A 19235-nucleotide genomic window follows, 5' to 3' on the forward strand; every position below is an offset into this window, starting at 1 on the left:
AAAACTTGCTCACTCACCGTGGAGGACACATGGGCTTCGAAACAAAGACGATCCGCATCGCCATGAATGGCATCACCGGCCGCATGGGATACCGCCAGCACCTGCTGCGTTCCATCCTGCCGATCCGTGACGCCGGCGGCTTCACGCTGGAAGACGGCACCCGCGTGCAGGTTGAGCCCATCCTGGTGGGGCGCAACGAGGCGAAGATCCGCGAACTGGCGGAGAAGCACAAGGTCGCCGAATGGACCACCGATCTGGAATCGGTCATCAACGATCCCACTGTTGACGTCATCTTCGACGCCTCAATGACCAGCCTGCGTGCGACCACCCTGAAGAAGGCCATGCTGGCCGGCAAGCACATCTTCACCGAAAAGCCCACCGCGGAAACCCTGGAAGAAGCCATAGAACTGGCCCGCATCGGCAAGGACGCCGGCGTCACCGCGGGCGTCGTCCACGACAAGCTGTACCTCCCGGGCCTGGTCAAGCTCCGCCGCCTGGTGGATGAAGGCTTCTTTGGCCGCATCCTCTCCATCCGCGGCGAGTTCGGCTACTGGGTGTTCGAAGGCGACGTACAGGCAGCCCAGCGCCCGTCCTGGAACTACCGCAAGGAAGACGGCGGCGGAATGACCACGGACATGTTCTGCCACTGGAACTATGTCCTTGAGGGCATCATCGGCAAGGTCAAGAGCGTCAGCGCCAAGACCGCCACGCACATCCCCGCCCGCTGGGACGAGGCCGGCAAGGAATACAAGGCAACGGCCGACGACGCCTCCTACGGCATCTTCGAGCTTGAGACCCCCGCGGGAGACGCAGTCGTGGGCCAGATCAACTCGTCCTGGGCCGTTCGCGTCTACCGTGACGAGCTGGTGGAATTCCAGATCGACGGCACCCATGGGTCCGCCGTCGCAGGCCTCAACAAGTGCGTTGCCCAGCAGCGCGCACACACCCCCAAGCCCGTGTGGAACCCGGACCTGCCCGTCACCGAATCCTTCCGCGACCAGTGGCAGGAAGTTCCCGCCAACGCCGAACTCGACAACGGCTTCAAGCTGCAGTGGGAAGAATTCCTCCGTGACGTCGTCGCGGGCCGCGAACACCGCTTCGGCCTGCTCTCCGCCGCCCGGGGTGTCCAGCTTGCAGAGCTCGGACTGCAGTCCAACGACGAACGCCGCACCATCGACATCCCGGAGATCACGCTCTAATGACGTCCCTCATCCTTCCCTCCCACGACGGCGGCACCAGGGAATACCGCCTGCAGGGCGGCACCACCTGGGCCCGGCCCTCCGCCCCCCTGACGGCGCGGCGGGCTTACGCCGCAGCCCACGTCATTCCGGAGGTCCTTGCCGACAACACCCCCGGTGCCCCGGCACGCCTGGACTGGGACGCCACGATGGCCTACCGCCACGAACTGTGGTCCTACGGCCTGGGCGTCGCCGATGCGATGGACACCGCACAGCGGGGCATGGGCCTTGACTGGGCAGCCACCCAGCAGCTCATCAAGCGCACCGGCGTTGAGGCGGCGTCCGTGGTTGCAGCGAACAACGCGGCCACCGCTGGCAAGTCCGTCCGTGACCTCGTCTCCTGCGGCGCCGGCACCGACCAGCTGGACATCGATTCCCTTCCCGTGGGCGAAGCCGGCCTCAAGGCTGTCCTCGAGGCCTACCGCGAACAGATTGCCGTCATCAGCGAGGCCGGGCCGAAGGTCATCCTGATGGCCTCCCGTGCCCTGGCCAAGGTAGCCACGGGTCCGGAGGACTACCTGAACGTGTACTCCACGCTGCTGCAGGAAGTTGACCAGCCGGTCATCCTGCACTGGCTCGGCACCATGTTCGATCCCGCACTTGCCGGCTACTGGGGCTCCGAGGACGTCGCTGCTGCCACCGAGACCTTCCTGGGCCTCATCAAGGACAACGCGGACAAGGTTGACGGCGTCAAGGTCTCGCTGCTCGATGCAAGCCACGAGGTGGCCCTGCGCGCAGCCCTGCCCGCGGGCGTTCGCCTCTACACCGGCGATGACTTCAACTACCCCGAGCTCATCGACGGAGACGGCACGCACCACTCGGACGCACTGCTCGGCATCTTCGCAGCCATCTACCCGGCCGCCTCGGGAGCCCTGCAGAACTATGACGCCGGCAACGCCGCCAAGGCCCGCGAGATCCTGGACTCCACCCGCGAACTGGGCAAGCACATCTTCAGCGCCCCCACGTTCTACTACAAGACCGGCATTGCGTTCATGTCCTGGCTCAACGGCAAGCAGCCGGGCTTCCAGATGGTGGGCGGCCTGCACTCCGGCCGCTCCGTCTGCCACCTGGCCAAGACCTTCGAACTCGCCGACCGGGCGGGCCTGCTGAAGGATCCCGCCCTCGCCGCCTTCCGGATGTCCGATTACCTGCGGATCAACGGGGTGGGCGTGTGAGCGACTTCTCAAGGTTGGCCATCAACAGCGCCACCACCAAGAAATGGACGCTGGCACAGGTGGTCGAGGGATGCGTCAACGCCGGCATTCCCTCCATTGGCCCATGGCGCGACCGCGTGGAGGAAGCCGGCCTGGACAAGGCTGCCCGCCTGATCAAGGACGCGGGACTGCGGGTCTCCTCGCTCTGCCGGGGCGGATTCCTGACCGCAGCCGACGCCGAGGGGCAGGCGGCCGCGCTCGCTGACAACCGCGCTGCAATCCTCGAGGCCGTGGCATTGGACACCAGGGAACTGTTCCTGGTGGTCGGCGGCCTGGCGCCCGGGGAGAAAGACGTCGTGGCGGCACGGCAGCGTGTGGCGGACCGGTTGGCGGACCTTGTTCCGTTCGCCGCGGAAAACGGGGTCCGGCTGGTGCTGGAACCGTTGCACCCGATGTACGCCGCGGACCGCGCACTCATCTCCACCCTTGGCCAGGCGCTGGACCTGGCGGCGCCCTTCGACACGAAGGATGTTGGCGTCGCCGTCGACACCTTCCACGTCTGGTGGGATCCGGAACTGAAGGCGCAGATCGAACGTGCCGGCAGGGAAAACCGCATTGCGTCCTATCAGGTGTGCGATTTCAACATGCCCATCGCTGCGGATCCGCTGCTCTCCCGCGGTTACATGGGCGACGGCGTCATTGACTTCGCCACGATCGGCACCTGGGTCAGGGACGCCGGGTACACCGGCGACATCGAGGTCGAAATCTTCAATCAGGAGATCTGGGACACGGACGGCAACACCGTGCTTTCCACGGTCAAGGAGCGCTACGCGGAGCTGGTACTCCCGTACGCCTGACCTGATGCAGACCGCGGGCTCCTGCCAACGTCACGGCAGGAGCCTGCGCCCCACCAGAAAAGGACCTGCACCGCTCCGGCGGTGCAGGTCCTTTTGCGTTGCGGTCCATGCACAGGCACGGCCCGCCACCAGGCTCAGGCGAGGTACGCGGCGGCGTACCGGCGGTACCTGGCCAGGATGCCGCCGTCGGACGGTTCAGCCGGAAGATCCACACCGGTGAGGGTCCACTCCGGGATCGACCCGGCCAGCACAGCGGCGGCCTGGCGGGCCGCGCCGTCGGCCACGTACTCGCCGGGTGTCGGCACAAAGGCGGGAAGGCCAAGCAGCTGGCTGGCTGCCAGCTGCACGGCCGGCGACTGCACACCGCCACCCACCAGGATGACGCGCCGGGCCTCCACGCCCTGCGCCTGAAGGGCTGCCAGGCCGTCGGCGAGGGAACAGACCACGCCTTCGACGGCGGCGCGCGCCAGGTTATCGGGCGTGTAATTCGTTCTAGTGATGCCGTGCAGCGATCCGGCCGCGTCCGGAAGGTTGGGTGTCCGTTCGCCGTCGAAGTATGGAATGAGCGTCAAGCCGCCGGCTCCTGCCGGGGCCGCCAGCGCGAGCTCGTTGAATTCTTTCAGGCTGACATCCAGCAGCGCGGCCGTCGCATCGAACACCCGTGTCGCGTTGAGCGTGCAGGCAAGCGGCAGGAAATTGCCCGTGGCGTCCGCGAATCCCGCGACAAGCCCCGACTCATCGGCCGCAGGGGTTGCTGACACCGCAAACACGGTTCCGGACGTGCCCAGCGAGAGGACAACATCGCCCACGCCCGCGCCCACGCCCAGGGCGGCGGCGGCGTTGTCCCCGGCGCCCGGACCGATGAGCGACCCTTCCGGGGTTTTCCCGGCGATGTCCAGCGGGCCGACGACGGCGGGAAGCCGGGGGACGTGGCCAAGGGACTTTTCGAGGGCGTCAGGAAGGTACTCGTCCGCAGCCGCGGAGTAATAGCCGGTTCCCGAGGCGTCGGACCGGTCGGTCCGGAGTGCCGCCAGGCCCGCCTCGCCGCTGCCGGGGCCGAATCCAGCCAGCCGCCAGGAGAGCCAGTCGTGGGGGAGGCAGACGGCAGCGACGCGGGACGCGTTGTCGGGTTCGTTTCCGGCGAGCCAGCGCAGCTTGGTGATCGTGAGCGAGGCAACAGGGACTGTTCCCGTGGCGCGGGACCAGTAGCGGGCACCCGCGGCGGAGTCGCCGTCGCCGGCTTCCCGGATCAGGTCCAGGGCGGCGGGAGCACTCCTGGTGTCGTTCCACAGCAGGGCCGGCCGGATGACGTCTCCGGTGCCGTCGAGGCAGACCATGCCGTGCTGCTGGCCGCCCACGGACACGGCGCTGACATCAGCGAGCCCGCCTGCCTGCGTGATGGCGGCCTGGAGTGCGTTCCACCAGTGCTCGGGGTGGACTTCGGTTCCGTCGGGGTGGCTGGCGCGTCCCTGCCGCACCAGCGCGCCGGTGTCCGCGTCGCGGATCACCACTTTGCAGGACTGGGTGGAGCTGTCGATTCCGGCAACGAGGGCCATGTGGTTCCTTCTCATGCGACGGTGCCGCCGGATCGTGGCTCCGGCGGCACCGTGGTGCTGGTGGTTGGTTGCCTGCGCCTAGCGTGCGTTGAGCAGGTGCTCGACGGCCAGCTGGTTGAGCCGCACGAAGGCGAAGGAGCGTTCGGCGGCGGCATCGGCGTCGAACGTTTCGAACGCGCTGGCGTCGGCCAGCAGATCCGCAGTGGTCTCACCGGCAGCGAGAGTGGGTTCCCCGAGTTCGAACACGCCGGAGGTCTTCAGTGCTTCCTGGACCTCAGGGTCTGCGCGGAAGGCGAGCGCGCGTTCCTTGAGCAGGAGGTACATGGACATGTTGGACTTCGCGGATTCCCAGACGCCGTCGTAGCCGTCGGTGCGGGAGGGCTTGTAGTCGAAGTGGCGCGGGCCGTCGTACGTGGGGCCGCCGTTGGGGAAGCCGTTCTCGAGGAGGTCAACGGTGAAGAAGGCGCTGGTGAGGTCGCCGTGGCCGAAGACGAGGTCCTGGTCGTACTTGATGCCGCGCTGGCCGTTGAGGTCGATGTGGAAGAGCTTGCCTGCCCAGAGGGCCTGGGCGATTCCGTGGGTGAAGTTCAGGCCTGCCATCTGCTCGTGGCCGGTTTCGGGGTTGAGGCCCACGATGTCGCCGTGTTCGAGCTGGGCGATGAAAGCCAGCCCGTGGCCGACGGTGGGCAGGAAGATGTCACCGCGGGGTTCGTTCGGCTTGGGCTCGAGGGCGATCCGCAGGCCGTAGCCCTTGTCCTTGATGTATGCGGCGGCGGTGTCCACGCCTTCCTTCATGCGGTCCAGTGCGGCGGACAGGTCCTTGGAACCGTCGTATTCGCTGCCTTCGCGGCCGCCCCACATCACGAACGTTTCGGCGCCGAGCTCGGCGGCGAGGTCGATGTTCTGGAGGACCTTGCTCAGGGCGAAGCGGCGGACGGAGCGGTCGTTGGAGGTGAAGCCGCCGTCCTTGAAGACCGGGTGGCTGAACAGGTTGGTGGTGACCATGGGGGTCTTGAGGCCGGTGTCGGCCAGGGCGGCCTTGAAGTTCTTCAGGATCAGTTCGCGCTCGGAGGCCGTGGCGTCGAACGGGACCAGGTCGTTGTCGTGGAAGGTGATGCCGTATGCGCCGAGGTCCGCCAGCTTGTGGACGGCTTCCACCGGGTCAAGGGCTGCACGGGTGGCCACACCGAAGGGGTCGGCGCCGGTCCAGCCCACCGTCCAAAGGCCAAAGGTGAACATATCGGCAGGGGTGGGGGAGAGAGTCATGATGCGTCCTTGCGATCGATGGTCCGCGACGTGCGGATCTTTAGTTTATTGCCTGAACTTTATGTCTGGACGTAGGCTGTGGTCAAGGGTCCGGCGGTGCGGGCCACCGGTTTTCTTGGCGGGATCCGCAGCGAGGAGTGCCATGAGGTTGCCTGTTCCGGCGTCGACGCCCCAGGGGCCAGCGGCTCCCGGCAGCATGGGGGACGTGCGCAGGAGCAACCTCTCCCTGGTCCTCGGTGCCATCGCGGGTTCGCCCCGGGGAGCGTTTCCCACCAGGGCCCAGGTTGCTGCCGCCACCGGCCTGACCAAGGCGTCCGTTTCAAGCATGGTGATGGACCTCGTGGATGCAGGCCTGGTGCGCGAAGTTGGACTCAGCGCACGGGGGGAGCGCGGCCGTCCCGGGGTGGGCCTGGACCTGAACACCATGCGGGCCGTCATGGGTATGGAGGTCAACGTCGACTACATAGCTGCCGGCGTGATGGACCTGTCCGGGGCGGTCGTCTTCCTGGAGGTTCGGGAACGGGATAACCGGGGAAGCCAGCCGGAACCGGTCCTGGAGGCACTCGCAGTCCTGGCGGCCAAAGCGCGAAGTTACGCGGGGGAGCGGGGGGTGGAAATCCTCGGCGGCGGCCTCGCCGTGCCCGGGCTGGTGGGACCCGGAGGGACGGGAATCCTGACCGCCCCGAACCTGGGGTGGACCGACGTCGACCTTGACCTTGGTGCCTTGCTTCCGGAAGCGCCACTGGCCGTCGCCCTCTTCAACGAGGCCAACGCTGCGGCCTTGGCTGAACTCCGGCACAGGCCCGCCAATGAAGGCGACTTCCTGTTCGTTTCCGGGGAGGTGGGCGTTGGTGGCGGCCTGGTCCTGGGCGGCGAACTCTTCACCGGACCCGCCGGCCACGCCGGCGAAGTGGGACACGTGGTGGTGGACCCGGGAGGAAAGCGCTGCTCGTGCGGAGGGACGGGCTGCCTTGAAACAATTGCCGGCCAGGATGCGATATTCGCGGCCGCGTGCGTGGAAACCACCGGCGAAAGCCGCTCCTCAGCCATGCGCAGCCTCCTTGCCGCGCTCGCGGCGGGGGACACCCGGGCGACATCCGCCGTCGAACGTGCCGGCAAGTACCTGGGCATTGCCATCGCATCAACTGCGCGGGTGGTGGACATCGGTTCCGTGGTGCTTGGCGGCCACTTTGCCGTCCTTGACCAGTGGCTGCGTGCTCCGCTGCTGGGCAGCCTTTCCACCTATGCGCCAGGGAAGCTGGCCGCCGAACATGTTGTCACCTCGGCCGTGGGTGAGGAGGGCGCGCTCCTGGGCGCGGCCGGAAGCGTCCTGCGCTCGCTGGTGGACGCGCCGCACTTGCTGCAGGGCTAGCCGCGGGGCGGTCAGGGGGCTTCAACGATCCTGCTTGAACGTCAGGCCCGGCTCTCACATGGACGCAAGAACCGGCCGGATTCCTGCGGCCGCTTAAGCAATAGAGGTCCTGGCCTGCATCCGCAAGGCCAGGACCTCCTTTCGGTGCCCCAGGAGGGAATCGAACCCCCGACCGGCGGATTAGAAGGCCGCTGCTCTATCCCCTGAGCTACTGAGGCATCCGGTCTCCGGCCTCTCGGCCAGTGCCTCAAAAAGTTTACCCTGCCCGGGGTGCCGGTGCCGTCATCTGCAGATGACTCTCCCTCCACATCCGCCTGGGCCGGTGCCTTATGCACATAGCCCAACCTGCCTCTCCTGCCGGCTGCCCGGCGGCGCAATGCTGGTACTGCCTGCAAGGGCACCACCATTGAGACAGGACGTGAAAGATGAAAGACCTAATGACCATCCGGGGCTTCGTGGCCACGGATGTAACGAGTTCCACCACTGGCCGCGGCACCGCGAAGGCATCATTCCGCGTAGGGGTTACCTCACGCCGCTTCGACGAGTCCGCCAAGGCATGGGTGGATGAACACACCAACTGGTTTACCGTCCACGGGTACCGCCAACTCGCGGGGACCATCGGATGCAGCATCAGGAAGGGCCAGCCGGTCATCGTGGTAGGGAAACTGCGGCTCAGCACCTGGGAAAAGGACGGGCGCGTCTACCATTCGACAGTCATCTACGCCGATGCTGTGGGCCATGACCTTTCGCTCGGCTCGGCAAACTTCACCCGCACGTCATCCAAGCCCTCGCTGTCCCTGGTGGAGCCACCCGCCGTACCCGACGACCCCCAGTCGGCCATGGGCCTGACCCAGGACGAGGCAGAAGACCACGACTTCGACCACCCCGATGACGACGCCCAACCAGCCGTTGTCATCGAGGACAGCAACGGCGAACTCGCTTCCCTGGATCTCGAAACGGGGGAACTCGCCGAAGTCTAGGGCTCATCAGCGTTCACCGTCCTGCCATTCCCGGGCGGACGGAACGCGGCACCCCCCGGCCGTATTCCGTCCGCCCGCCACACCCCGCCGGCGCTCAAGCGGAGCCCGCAACCGGTTACGGCGGCCCATGCCAGTCTGCGGACTGCCGGATGCTGCCGCGACCGGGCGGCAGCCCGGCACATGGCAGAATGACACCATGCGGCACTCTGTAACCTCCCGTCTCACCGCCACAACGGGAGCAGCTTTGGTGCTGCTGTTATCCGGGTGCGTCAGTGGCCCTTCGCCTGCCGGGCCGGGCGTGGACAATCCGGCCATGGACCAGCAGGCGCAGAGCCAGCCGGCCCCGGAGCAGCAGTCAGGCAGCACCACGCCTTCCGCCTCTCCTGAAGCGGCGGCCACGCCCAGCGGACAGGCCCTGGCCGCCACATCCGACGCGGACGAAGCCGCCACCGACGTGATGAAACGCAGGGTTACCCAGACCCTCACCGGGTTGGCGGCAGGCGCGCCCAAACCCGCAACTGCCCAGGTCACAGAGGTGCTCACAGCGGCCGGTATCGCCCCCGCAGCGCTTCAGGTATCGCAAAGCCGGACACCCACAGGGCTTGAAGCAGATGCCATCGAAGCCGCCGTGCTGCAGGGAAAGGATTGCGTGATCGGCCAGGTCCGCGAAGGGTCCGTCACCGTGACGGTCCTCCCCGTTCTCGCGAGCGGCAAATGCTTCGTGGGGTCATGAGGCCAGTGGCCCATTCAACGCAAATGTGAGATATGCCCGCCAACCCACTAGATTTGGAACCATGGCGGAATTTATCTACACAATGACCAAGGCCCGCAAAGCCGTTGGCGAAAAACTCATCCTTGATGACGTAAGCATGTCTTTTTTCCCGGGCGCCAAGATCGGCGTCGTGGGTCCGAACGGTGCCGGTAAGTCCACCATCCTGAAGATCATGGCCGGGCTGGACACCCCATCGAACGGTGAGGCCCGGCTGAGCCCCGGCTACACCGTGGGCATCCTGCTCCAGGAACCGCCCCTGAATGAGGAAAAGACCGTCCTGGGCAACGTCCAGGAAGGCGTGGGCGAGATCTACGGCAAGATCCAGCGCTTCAATGAAATCTCCGAGGAAATGGCCAGCCCCGACGCTGACTACGACACCCTCCTCGACGAGATGGGCAAGCTCCAGGAAGCCATTGACGCCGCAGACGCCTGGGACCTCGACTCCCAGCTGGAACAGGCCATGGATGCCCTCCGCTGCCCGCCGGCCGATGCCGACGTCACCAACCTCTCCGGTGGTGAACGCCGCCGCGTGGCACTGTGCAAGCTCCTGCTGCAGAAGCCGGACCTGCTGCTGCTCGACGAGCCCACCAACCACCTCGACGCCGAAAGCGTGCTGTGGCTCGAACAGCACCTCTCCAGCTACCCCGGCGCAGTGCTCGCCGTCACCCACGACCGGTACTTCCTGGACCACGTGGCCGAGTGGATCGCCGAGGTTGACCGCGGCCACCTGTACCCGTACGAGGGCAACTACTCCACGTACCTCGAAAAGAAGCGTGCCCGCCTGGAAGTCCAGGGCAAGAAGGACGCCAAGCAGGCCAAGCGCCTCACCGAGGAACTCGAGTGGGTCCGCTCCAACGCCAAGGGCCGCCAGACCAAGTCAAAAGCCCGTCTGGCCCGCTACGAGGAGATGGCTGCCGAAGCCGACCGGACCCGCAAGCTGGACTTCGAAGAGATCCAGATCCCGCCGGGACCGCGCCTGGGTGGCGTCGTCCTCGAAGCCAAGAACCTTCAGAAGGGCTTCGAGGACCGCACGCTCATCGACGGATTGTCCTTCACCCTGCCGCGCAACGGCATCGTTGGCGTCATCGGCCCCAACGGCGTGGGCAAGACCACCCTGTTCAAGACCATCGTGGGCCTGGAACCGCTCGACGGCGGTGACCTGAAGATCGGCGAGTCAGTCAAGATCTCCTACGCTGACCAGAGCCGTGGCGGCATCGACCCCAACAAGACGCTGTGGGAGGTCGTTTCCGACGGGCTCGACTTCATCCAGGTTGGTAACGTCGAAATGCCGTCCCGCGCCTACGTGGCAGCATTCGGCTTCAAGGGTCCGGACCAGCAGAAGAAGGCCGGCGTGCTCTCCGGCGGTGAGCGCAACCGCCTGAACCTGGCGCTGACCCTGAAGCAGGGCGGCAACCTCCTGCTCCTTGACGAACCCACCAACGACCTCGACGTCGAAACCCTCAGCAGCCTGGAGAACGCGCTGCTCGAATTCCCCGGCTGCGCCGTGGTGGTTTCGCACGACCGCTGGTTCCTGGACCGGGTGGCCACCCACATCCTGGCCTACGAAGGCGACGAGGAGAACCCGTCGAAGTGGTACTGGTTCGAGGGTAACTTCGAGTCCTACGAGGAGAACAAGGTGGAGCGCCTCGGCCCCGACGCCGCCAAGCCCCACCGCGTGACCCACCGCCGCCTGACCCGCGACTAAGTCATGCGCCGGGGCCGCGGCTCCGGGCACGAAAAGGCCGGCGCGGGTGGACTATGGTCCACCTGCGCCGGCCTTTGCCATGTGGTGACGCGCCGCCAGCGGGCCGGCAGGGACGCGGCAGCCGGAGCCCTACGCCCGGCCGGCCTTGCGGAGTTGGTGCTCCAGCACCTTGGACTGGACGGCCCCTGCCACCTTGCTTTTCAGGTCAGAGGGCACGCGGACCATGCCCTCCTGGGCCACGGAGGCAACGTGCTGTCCGGCCCGGTTGAAGATCTTTCCCGTTGCCAGGCCCCGGGCCGACTGAGCACTCGGTGACTCCTGCACGTACAGCAGCCACTCGTCCACGCGCGCCGGACGGTGCCACCACATGGCGTGGTCCAGGCTGGCCACGTTCATGCCCGGCGTGATCCAGCTGAGGCCGTGGCGCCGAAGGATGGACTCCAGGAGCGTGTAATCACTGGCGTAGGCAAGCGCAGCGCGGTGAAGGTTCGGGTTGTCCGGCATAGGGCCGAAGGTCTTCATCCAGACGGCGTTCGCGGCCTCTTTCTCGCCAGTCGCCGAAACATACAACGGGGGATTGACGTGGCGGATGTCGAACGGCCGCTCATAGGCCCAGTGCCGTGCCACCGGGTGGTCGAACTTCCCCAGCAGGTCTGCCGTGGTGGGGAGGGACTCGGGGTCGGGAATCCCGGCCGGCATCGCAGACTCGTGCTCGATGCCTTCATCCTCAGTCTGGAAGGACGCGATCATCGACAGGATGGGCGTGCCTTCCTGGTAGGCGTGGACCCGCCGGGCGGAGAACGACCGGCCGTCACGGAGCCGCTGGACACCGAAGGTGATGGGCTTGTTGGCGTCACCGGGCCGCAGGAAGTACCCGTGCATGGAGTGGACAGCGCGGTCCTCCTCCACCGTCCTCGTGGCCGCAACGAGCGACTGTGCCAGCACCTGGCCGCCGAACACCCGGTGGTGCGGCTGCTGCTGGGACGGACCAAGGAAAATATCCTCGTCCGTCCGCGCGCCTTCCAGCTCGCCCAGGTCCAGGAGGTTGATGAGCGACGACGTGGGGTCGCCGCCGGGAAGAGCCAGGATTCCGGCTTCGGCTTCAGTCATGGTTTGACTCTAGACGGACCCCCGGCACCGCTCAAACAAGGCGCAGCCGGTAATGTTCTTGGTGTGTCTGATCTTCTTACTTCGTCCTTCCGCTTCGCCGACCCGCGGGATCTTGCCGACCTGAAGACCTTTGCAACCCGTGCCAAAGCGATTGACGACGGCGCCATCAGGCTGCAGGCTGCAGGCTCCGTGCTGGCAGCCTACGTCTGCGTGCTGCGGCCGCGGATCCTCGGCGAAGCCACCCCCACCATCCTTGGCCTGCGCACCATGGAGCTTGCCGCGCCATCGGAAACCGATGTCACGGTGCCGCTGGCGGCGGTCCTGGACCGGCTGGCCCGGGCAGGGGCGGACGACGTCGAACTGCCCGTTCCGCCCACCACCGTCACCGAGTCGTGGACGGGCGTGGGCGCCCCGCGGGGCGGCTGGGAGCTGCTGGGTTCGGTTCCGGACGCCGAGCTTAAGTCCGCCGCGGAGGCCGGTATTGGCGAGGTGGCCGGCGCCGTGCCCAACAATCCCGGGGCGCTGATGGTGAACAACGCCCGCGCCGCGGTGTGGGGCCGGGAACTGGACGCCACCGGGCTGCCGGCCGGTGCCGCATTTGCAGCACTGGCCCTTGGCTTCCTCGCCGACGGCGACCAGAAGCTCTACCGGGCCGGCCGCTGGTTCCGCCTCTCCGGCAGCCGCGGCCATGTCCTGGCGCGGACCGGCAGCGGACTCCTCTAGCCGGTCACGCGCCCGACGGACTGTTGATCATGGACAGCGCCGCGCGCTCCATGTACTCCCAGAGCGTGCCCTCGTAGAGTGCCGGCAGCTCCAGTGCGTCCACTGCCGCGCGCATGTGGAACAGCCAGCGGTCTTTGGCCTCGGGCGTCACCCTGAACGGCATGTGCCGCATCCGGAGCCGGGGATGGCCGCGTTCCTCGCCGTACGTGGTGGGGCCGCCCCAGTACTGCTCCAGGAACATGAGGAAGCGCCGCTTGGCCGGCCCGAGGTCTTCCTCCGGGTACATGGGGCGCAGCAGCGGGTCGGTTGCCACGCCGTCGTAAAACACATCGATCAGTTTGACGAAGGTGTCGTGGCCGCCCACGGCGTCGTAGAAGCTGTCGGTGTAGGCCGGCTGGCTGAAGGGATCGTTCTGCATCAGCTGGGGCCGCTGCGGCTCAATGGGGAGGCTCATGGCTACTCTCCGGCTTTCTGCTCGGTCTTCGTGTTCTCGACGCCGTGGTTGGAGCCCTGGTCAGTGGTGCCGGTGGGCCCTTCATGCAGCGGGACGTATCGGCCCTGCGAGCGGTTGCCCACCCGCAGGATCTCACCGTTGCGCAGGTACCAGATGGCGCCGTCGTCGGACCGGACCCGGGTGATGCGCAGGCCCATGGACTCCACCACTCCCACTACCTCACTGGTTTCGATCACGTCACCGATGCCGAACTGGTCTTCAATGGTGATGAAGATCCCGGCCAGGAAGTCGCGGATCAGCTGCTGCGCGCCGAAGCCGATGGCCACACCCAGGATGCCCACGCTGGTCAGCAGCGGCGCAATGTTGATGTCCAGGTTCTGCAGCACGTACATGCCGGTGATGACCACCACCAGTACGCCCACCACGCTGTTCAGCAGCGAACCGATGGTTTCCGCGCGCTGTACGCGCCGTTCGTGGTCAAGTGCCCGCAGTGCCGGAGCCACCCATTTGAAGGTGCGTTTCTTAAAGAAGTTGCTCCCGGCCGCCACGCGGGTGGTGATCCGCGAAATGACGAAGGTCGCCACCAGCCAGACGGCGACGCCCACGCCGAGACTGATCACAATCCCGGTAATGCTGATGCCGTCCGGATCGGTGGCGGCGGACGGAAGGACTGACAACATGCTGACCATATGGGGGAAGTGCTCCTTGAAACTTGGCTCTGTTCACCTTCAACCCTAGCGCCGTAGCGTGGAGCAATGCGCATCCTCGTCCTGGGCGGAACCGCCTTCCTGTCAGCAGAAATCGCCCGCCAGGCCATAGCCGCAGGCCAGCGCGTAACGTGCCTGGCCAGGGGCACGTCCGGGCGGCCGCCCGAGGGCGCGGTGTGGCTGCAGGCCGACCGTTCACTGGGCGCGAACGCCTACGACGACGCGGCGGGGGAATGGGATGCCGTGATTGAGGTGGCACGCGACCCGGCCCTGGCTCGCGATGCGCTGGAAAGCCTCGGGGCCCGCACCGGACACTGGACGCTGGTGTCCAGCTGCTCGGTCTATGCGGACCATTCGGTGCCCGGCGCCGCAGAGGACGCGGCACTGCTGCCGCCGCTTGCTGACGGAGAGGCGTCGACGCCGGAGACCTACGGCGAATCCAAATCAGCCATTGAAGCGGCCACCGCGGAGCTGGCTGGCGGCAGGGCCCATATTGTCCGTGCGGGCCTTATCGCCGGTCCTGGCGACGGCTCCGACCGCTACGGCTACTGGCCGGCCCGCTTCGCCCGGGACAACACGCCTGTGGTGGTCCCCGGCATCGGCGCTGCCCCCACGCAGGTCATCGACGTCCGGGACCTCGCGGCATGGATCCTCAAAGCCGCCGGCCAGGGGACCACGGGAGCCCTGAACGCCTTGGGGGACCAGGTGCCTTTCGCCCAATACGTGGCCGCGTCACGGGAGGCTGCAGGCCACACCGGCCACATCCTGGATGCCCCGCCGGAGTGGCTCGCCGGCCAGGGCATCGCGTACTGGTCGGGGCCGGATTCGCTGCCGTTGTGGCTTCCACCCGGCCACGACGGATTCATGGCCCGCAGCAACCAGGCAGCCAGGGACGCGGGGCTGGTGCTGCGCCCATGGGAGGAGACCATCGCGGACGTCCTGCGGGATGAGCGTGTCCGGGGCCTGCGCCGGCCACGCAACGCCGGGCTGGCACCGGACACCGAAGCCGGGCTGGTCCGCCGGCTCCGGGCGGGAGGGCAGTCCAGCGCCGGCAACGTCGCCTAAGCCGCCACGGTGACGGGTTCGTGGCCTACCGGGAAATTGACGCTCCGGGCAATGAAGCAGACCTGGTTCGCCTCATGATGCAGTGACGCCGCCAGTTCCACCTGCCCCGGGTCCGCCACGGTGACCCGCGGATGCAGGGTCACGCTCTGGAACTGGCCGCTTCCGTCGCGGTTCAGCACCATCTCTCCGGTTGCGTCGTCCCGGTAGTCCGTGACCACCACGCCATGCTTCACCGCGACGTGGAGGTAGGACAGCATGTGGCACTGCGCCAGGGCAGCCAGCAGCAGCTGCTCCGGGTTGTACCGCCCACGGTCACCGTGGAAGGTGGGGTCTGCCGAGCCTTTCAGGACCGGAAGGCCCGGAATGGCGACGTCGTGGTCCCGCGAGTAACCGCGGTAGGACGAGGTCCCCTCACCGCGGTTACCCGTCCATTGGACTGTCAAGGCGTACTTGTGTTCGTGCAGGCCCATGGCTGCGTTCCCTTCCTGTCAGGCGTCCGCGGCGCGGGCGCGCAGTGCCCGGGCCACGCCGTCGCGGTTTTCCAGCATCATCCGGCGCAGCGCGGCGCTCTCCTGGGGGAGTGACGCCAGGAATCCGTCCGTGCGGTCCACCGTGGCCTGGGTGGTCAGCAGCGCCGGGTAGAGCCCGACGACGACCTGCTGGGCAAGTGCGTGCGTGCGGGTGGCCACGATGCCCGGGACAGCGGCGAAATACATCTCGGCGTAGGGTTCCAGCAGCGACCGGTCCAGCACCCGCATGAACCCGGCCACGGCCGAACCCTGCAACGCATTGGAGAGATCGCCTTTGACCACAATCGACTCCCAGGCTGCGGCTTTGGCCTCGGGGGTGGGGATGGCCGCCGTGGCCAGGGCCGCGGCGTTCTGCCCGCTGGCGGTCTTGTCCCGCTCCAGCTCGGCGTCGATCCCGTCCTGCCCCAGCCTGCCGCCGGCCACCAGGGAAGCCACCAGCTCCCAGCGCAGGTCCTGGTCCACGGTCAGTCCATCCAAAGCGACTGACCCGTCCAGGAGCCCGGCCACCCGGTCCAGCTGGGTAGTGCTGCCGGCCAGCAGGGCAAAGGACTTAACGAACTGGAGTTGCGCGTCGGAACCGCCGGCAACTTCCTGCGCCAGCTCCCAGAGCCGGTCCGCGGCCGCAGCGGTGGTGGCTTCGCGGTGTTCCTCGGCCACGTAGAAGTTCAGCGTGGTGGCCAGCTGGCGCAGCTGCACCAGGATGACCGAGGAATCTGTTTCGGCGGCGACGTTGGCCAGGACCAGCTCCACGTAGGCGCGCGCCGGAGTTTCGCCGTCGCGTGCCGCGTCCCACGCCGAATTCCAGACCAGCGTGCGCGGCAGGCTTTCCTGGAAGTCCTTCAGGTGTGCCGTCGCGGTCGCCAGGGACTTCGGGTCGAGGCGGACCTTGGCGTAGGCGAGGTCGTCGTCGTTGACCAGGATGAGGTCCGGCTGCCGGAGTCCGGCCAGGGCAGGGACGTCGGTGCGTTCGCCGTCGACGTCCAGTTCCTCACGGTGCACGCGTTCAAGCCTGCCGGCGGCATTCAGGTTGTAGAACCCCACGGCCAGCCGGTGCGGACGGATAGTGGGCCACTCGGGCACGGCGGACTGCAGGATGGCAAAGGACCTCAGCGTCCCGTCGGAATCCACGTCAAGCTCTGGAACCAGGGTGTTCACGCCCGCGGTCTCCAGCCACTGCCGGCCCCAGTCGTCCAGGTCGCGGCCACTTGCTTTTTCGAGCTCCACCAGCAGGTCGCGCAGCTCGGTGTTGGCCCAGGAGTGCTTGGCAAAGTATTCCCGGACGCCGGCCATAAACTGCTCCGGACCCACCCAGGCCACCAGCTGCCGCAGGACCGAAGCGCCTTTGGCGTAGGTGATGCCGTCGAAGTTCACCTCAACGTCCTGCAGGTCGTTGATCTCAGCGAAGATCGGGTGGGTGGTGGGCAGCTGGTCCTGGCGGTAGGCCCAGGACTTCTCCACCGAGGCGAACGTGGTCCAGGCACTGGTGAAGGACGTGGCCTCCACGGCCGCCAGGTGGGACATGTACTCGGCGAAGGATTCGTTCAGCCACAAATCGTTCCACCACCGCATGGTCACCAGGTCGCCGAACCACATGTGCGCGAGTTCGTGGAGCACAGTGATGGCGCGGCGTTCGATCTGCGCCCCCGTTACCTTGCTCCGGAAGACGTAGCCCTCCAGGATGGTCACGGCCCCGGCGTTCTCCATGGCGCCGGCGTTGAACTCCGGGACGAACAGCTGGTCGTACTTTTCGAACGGGTAGGGGCAGCCGAACTGTGCTTCGAAGAAGCCGAAGCCCTGGCGTGTGAGTTCGAAGATGTTATCCGCATCCAGGTACTGCATCAGCGACTTGCGGGCAAAAACGCCCAGCGGGATGACCCGCCCGTCGGAGCTTGTGACCTCGCTGCGGACCGACTGGTACGGGCCCGCAATCAGGGCTGTGACGTAAGAGGAAAGCCGGGGCGTCGGTGCGAAGGTCCACACCGAGCGGGCTCCGCCGTCGCCGGACGCGGAGGTTTCGGCCGGTGTGGGTGTGGGGGAGTTTGAGATGACGTCCCAGTGCGAGGGCGCGGTGACGGTGAAGGCGAACGTCGCCTTGAGGTCCGGCTGCTCGAAGACGGCAAACATCCGGCGGGAATCGGGCACTTCGAACTGTGTGTACAGGTAGACCTCGTTGTCCACGGGGTCAACGAAACGGTGCAGGCCCTCGCCGGTGTTCATGTACGGCGCATCCGCCACCACCGTCAGCTCATTGTGGTCCTGCAGGCCGGGCAGCTGGATCCGCACGCCGTCGGCCACGGCGGCGGGGTCCAGGCTCTTGCCGTTCAGGGTCACGCTGTGCACCGTGTGCGTTACGGCGTCGATGAACGTCTCAGCGCCGGCAGCGGCTCCGAATTTCACCGTCGTGGTGCTGCCGAACACCTCACTGCCGCGGGTCAGGTCCAGGCTGACCTCGTAGGACTCGACGGTTATCAGTTCTGCACGGGCGCGGGCTTCGTCGCGCGTCAGGTTCATGCCTGGCAAGGAGACCTCCAGAAGACGTTGGCTGCTGCGGTGCCGGCGGTAGCCGGCTCCGGCTCTGATCATTCTTGCACTGCCCGGACCCTGGCACGTTGCGCAGGTCACGTCCCCGCCACACCTTTCGCTCCGGTCCCTCCGGGGGGCCAGCCGGCGGGGGTAGCGTTAATCCCATGGGAAAGATTCTGGACAGGGTGGACCGGAAGGCGCTGCGTTTCGCCGTCGGCTTCCCCGTGGTCCTGGCCGGTGCGTTCGTCTTCTGCGCGTCGCTGCTGCGGCGTGACCTTCCGGAGCCGCTCGCCATCCAGTGGACGGACGACGGCGGCGCAGCCTTCGCCCCGTTCGGCGCCTATGCAGGCGGCGGAGCAGCGCTGATCCTCGCCGCGGGCTGGCTGGTCCTCTCGCAGGCACTGCCGCTGGGCAGGCCGGTTGTGATGCGCCGGATCATGATGGGCGTGGGGCTGTTCCTGAGCCTCTTCGTGACCACCGTGCTCGCCGCCGGCCTGGTGGGCCAGGCCGGCGTCACCGATGCGCGCAACTCCCACGTCGACCTGACAGTCCTGGCGCTGGGGAGCGGAGCTGCCGTGTCGCTGGGTGTCACGCTCGCTTTCGTCTACAAGGCAGACCAGCACTGGTCCGTGGATGACGACCGGGCGCTGCAGCGCGCCCTGACCCGTGAAGCCGACCCCGACCTGGCCGCGGACACCGTCAGGTTGTGGGTGCACGCGCGCAGCTCGGTCTTCGTCATGATCGGCATCGCCTCACTGTTCCCCGCCGCGCTCATCGCCATCGCGGTGCCTTGGCTTGGTGGCCTCCTGGTGCTCCTCGCGGTGGTGGGTGCGGGCTTCCTCTTCGCCCGGGTGAAGGCCGACAGGTACGGGTTGAAAGTCCTCCTGGCGGGCGTCCTGCCGGTCATGGATGTTCCAGCCGGATCCATCACCGCCGCCAGCGCAGCAGACCTGAAGGCGGCAGACTACGGCGGGTGGGGCTACCGGCACCACGGCGGCACCGACGCCATGCTCGTAGGCAGCGGCCCCGCCGTCGTCGTCAGCAAAACCGACGGCCGGCGCCTGGCCGTCAGCGGGGGCAGCCAGGCATCCGCCGCGCGCCTTGCCGACGTACTCACCCGGGTGGCCGCCAGGGCCCGGAAAGGCGGAAGCCCGTCATCCGGCGGCCAAGTCCCGGGCTCCTAGTATCCTTGTCCGTGTTGTTTCCCGGGCCGGCGCCCACCC

General features: G+C 67.1%; 17 protein-coding genes and 1 tRNA gene. 10 read left to right on the forward strand and 8 right to left on the reverse strand.

Annotation, left to right across the window (positions count from 1 at the left end; translation table 11 throughout):
• The first annotated feature begins 29 nt into the window (after positions 1-29).
• The 3 genes from QE394_RS18145 to QE394_RS18155 are packed head-to-tail and all read left to right on the forward strand — an operon-like array spanning position 30 to position 3249.
• On the forward strand, positions 30-1199 hold the full coding sequence (locus tag QE394_RS18145; RefSeq protein ID WP_056079820.1) for a Gfo/Idh/MocA family oxidoreductase: 1170 nt from the start codon (positions 30-32) through the stop codon (positions 1197-1199).
• Complete coding sequence (locus QE394_RS18150; RefSeq protein ID WP_349035188.1) at positions 1199-2413, forward strand: dihydrodipicolinate synthase family protein; 1215 nt, start codon at positions 1199-1201, stop codon at positions 2411-2413. The genes QE394_RS18145 and QE394_RS18150 overlap by 1 nt, the downstream gene beginning before the upstream one ends.
• The gene (locus QE394_RS18155; protein WP_349035189.1) at positions 2410-3249 is read left to right on the forward strand and encodes a sugar phosphate isomerase/epimerase family protein; all 840 of its coding nucleotides are present in this window, start codon (positions 2410-2412) and stop codon (positions 3247-3249) included. Before QE394_RS18150 ends, QE394_RS18155 begins: the two co-directional genes overlap by 4 nt.
• Before the next feature lie 134 nt (positions 3250-3383).
• Here the strand turns inward: QE394_RS18155 and QE394_RS18160 are convergent, their stop codons facing one another.
• Positions 3384-4805 (reverse strand): FGGY family carbohydrate kinase, encoded by a 1422-nt coding sequence (locus QE394_RS18160; protein WP_349035190.1) that lies wholly within the window; start codon positions 4803-4805, stop codon positions 3384-3386.
• Between the two features lie 78 nt (positions 4806-4883).
• Positions 4884-6071 (reverse strand): xylose isomerase, encoded by a 1188-nt coding sequence (gene xylA, locus QE394_RS18165; protein ID WP_349035191.1) that lies wholly within the window; start codon positions 6069-6071, stop codon positions 4884-4886.
• Positions 6072-6267: 196 nt separating this feature from the next.
• Between xylA and QE394_RS18170 the strand changes: the two genes are divergently transcribed.
• Entirely contained in the window at positions 6268-7443 is a 1176-nt protein-coding gene (locus QE394_RS18170; protein ID WP_349035433.1) for an ROK family transcriptional regulator, read from the forward strand.
• A gap of 145 nt (positions 7444-7588) precedes the next feature.
• Here the strand turns inward: QE394_RS18170 and QE394_RS18175 are convergent.
• Positions 7589-7661: transfer RNA gene (locus QE394_RS18175), tRNA-Arg, on the reverse strand.
• Positions 7662-7868: 207 nt separating this feature from the next.
• Between QE394_RS18175 and QE394_RS18180 the strand changes: the two genes are divergently transcribed.
• The 3 genes from QE394_RS18180 (at position 7869) to ettA (ending at position 10900) form a co-directional block, all read left to right on the forward strand.
• Positions 7869-8423 carry a single-stranded DNA-binding protein gene (locus QE394_RS18180; protein ID WP_349035192.1) on the forward strand — a complete coding sequence of 185 codons (555 nt, stop codon included), beginning with the start codon at positions 7869-7871 and terminating at the stop codon, positions 8421-8423.
• A 313-nt stretch (positions 8424-8736) separates the two neighbouring features.
• Positions 8737-9156 (forward strand): hypothetical protein, encoded by a 420-nt coding sequence (locus QE394_RS18185; protein ID WP_349035193.1) that lies wholly within the window; start codon positions 8737-8739, stop codon positions 9154-9156.
• Positions 9157-9217: 61 nt separating this feature from the next.
• Positions 9218-10900 (forward strand): energy-dependent translational throttle protein EttA, encoded by a 1683-nt coding sequence (gene ettA, locus QE394_RS18190; protein ID WP_056079796.1) that lies wholly within the window; start codon positions 9218-9220, stop codon positions 10898-10900.
• Positions 10901-11029: 129 nt separating this feature from the next.
• Here the strand turns inward: ettA and QE394_RS18195 are convergent, their stop codons facing one another.
• Positions 11030-12010, reverse strand: a complete 981-nt coding sequence (locus QE394_RS18195; protein WP_056079793.1) for an acyl-CoA thioesterase II — start codon at positions 12008-12010, stop codon at positions 11030-11032.
• Between the two features lie 63 nt (positions 12011-12073).
• Between QE394_RS18195 and QE394_RS18200 the strand changes: the two genes are divergently transcribed.
• Complete coding sequence (locus tag QE394_RS18200) at positions 12074-12733, forward strand: hypothetical protein (RefSeq protein WP_056079790.1); 660 nt, start codon at positions 12074-12076, stop codon at positions 12731-12733.
• 4 nt (positions 12734-12737) lie between these two features.
• On the opposite strand, the gene QE394_RS18205 is transcribed toward QE394_RS18200, so the two are convergent.
• Positions 12738-13187 carry a globin gene (locus QE394_RS18205; protein WP_056079785.1) on the reverse strand — a complete coding sequence of 150 codons (450 nt, stop codon included), beginning with the start codon at positions 13185-13187 and terminating at the stop codon, positions 12738-12740.
• A gap of 2 nt (positions 13188-13189) precedes the next feature.
• Entirely contained in the window at positions 13190-13876 is a 687-nt protein-coding gene (locus tag QE394_RS18210; protein ID WP_056079782.1) for a mechanosensitive ion channel domain-containing protein, read from the reverse strand.
• 66 nt (positions 13877-13942) lie between these two features.
• On the opposite strand from QE394_RS18210, the gene QE394_RS18215 reads away from it, so the two are divergent.
• Positions 13943-14959, forward strand: a complete 1017-nt coding sequence (locus QE394_RS18215; RefSeq protein ID WP_349035194.1) for an NAD-dependent epimerase/dehydratase family protein — start codon at positions 13943-13945, stop codon at positions 14957-14959.
• Here the strand turns inward: QE394_RS18215 and QE394_RS18220 are convergent.
• Together QE394_RS18220 and pepN are read right to left on the reverse strand one after the other, a co-directional pair.
• Positions 14956-15429, reverse strand: a complete 474-nt coding sequence (locus tag QE394_RS18220) for an OsmC family protein (protein WP_261619098.1) — start codon at positions 15427-15429, stop codon at positions 14956-14958. The genes QE394_RS18215 and QE394_RS18220 overlap by 4 nt on opposite strands.
• An 18-nt stretch (positions 15430-15447) precedes the next feature.
• Positions 15448-18000 (reverse strand): aminopeptidase N, encoded by a 2553-nt coding sequence (pepN, locus tag QE394_RS18225; protein WP_056079773.1) that lies wholly within the window; start codon positions 17998-18000, stop codon positions 15448-15450.
• Positions 18001-18176: 176 nt separating this feature from the next.
• Here pepN and QE394_RS18230 point away from each other — a divergent pair, with 176 nt between their 5' ends.
• A complete protein-coding gene (locus QE394_RS18230) occupies positions 18177-19196 on the forward strand; it encodes a hypothetical protein (RefSeq protein WP_261619099.1) in 1020 nt (339 codons plus the stop codon).
• The last annotated feature ends 39 nt before the right edge of the window (positions 19197-19235 follow it).

Origin of the sequence: Pseudarthrobacter sp. SORGH_AS 212 (genome assembly GCF_030818145.1) — a bacterium.
Classification (GTDB): Bacteria; Actinomycetota; Actinomycetes; order Actinomycetales; family Micrococcaceae; genus Arthrobacter.

Bases quoted from the DNA above. Each gene is read 5' to 3' on its own strand.
- QE394_RS18180 (WP_349035192.1), top strand. From the start codon at position 7,869: ATGAAAGACCTAATGACCATCCGGGGCTTCGTGGCCACGGATGTAACG.
- xylA (WP_349035191.1), bottom strand. From the start codon at position 6,071: ATGACTCTCTCCCCCACCCCTGCCGATATGTTCACCTTTGGCCTTTGG.
- ettA (WP_056079796.1), top strand. From the start codon at position 9,218: ATGGCGGAATTTATCTACACAATGACCAAGGCCCGCAAAGCCGTTGGC.
- QE394_RS18185 (WP_349035193.1), top strand. From the start codon at position 8,737: ATGGACCAGCAGGCGCAGAGCCAGCCGGCCCCGGAGCAGCAGTCAGGC.
- QE394_RS18150 (WP_349035188.1), top strand. From the start codon at position 1,199: ATGACGTCCCTCATCCTTCCCTCCCACGACGGCGGCACCAGGGAATAC.
- QE394_RS18160 (WP_349035190.1), bottom strand. From the start codon at position 4,805: ATGGCCCTCGTTGCCGGAATCGACAGCTCCACCCAGTCCTGCAAAGTG.
- QE394_RS18195 (WP_056079793.1), bottom strand. From the start codon at position 12,010: ATGACTGAAGCCGAAGCCGGAATCCTGGCTCTTCCCGGCGGCGACCCC.
- QE394_RS18205 (WP_056079785.1), bottom strand. From the start codon at position 13,187: ATGAGCCTCCCCATTGAGCCGCAGCGGCCCCAGCTGATGCAGAACGAT.
- QE394_RS18170 (WP_349035433.1), top strand. From the start codon at position 6,268: ATGGGGGACGTGCGCAGGAGCAACCTCTCCCTGGTCCTCGGTGCCATC.
- QE394_RS18215 (WP_349035194.1), top strand. From the start codon at position 13,943: ATGCGCATCCTCGTCCTGGGCGGAACCGCCTTCCTGTCAGCAGAAATC.
- QE394_RS18220 (WP_261619098.1), bottom strand. From the start codon at position 15,429: ATGGGCCTGCACGAACACAAGTACGCCTTGACAGTCCAATGGACGGGT.
- QE394_RS18230 (WP_261619099.1), top strand. From the start codon at position 18,177: ATGGGAAAGATTCTGGACAGGGTGGACCGGAAGGCGCTGCGTTTCGCC.
- QE394_RS18210 (WP_056079782.1), bottom strand. From the start codon at position 13,876: ATGGTCAGCATGTTGTCAGTCCTTCCGTCCGCCGCCACCGATCCGGAC.
- pepN (WP_056079773.1), bottom strand. From the start codon at position 18,000: ATGAACCTGACGCGCGACGAAGCCCGCGCCCGTGCAGAACTGATAACC.
- QE394_RS18145 (WP_056079820.1), top strand. From the start codon at position 30: ATGGGCTTCGAAACAAAGACGATCCGCATCGCCATGAATGGCATCACC.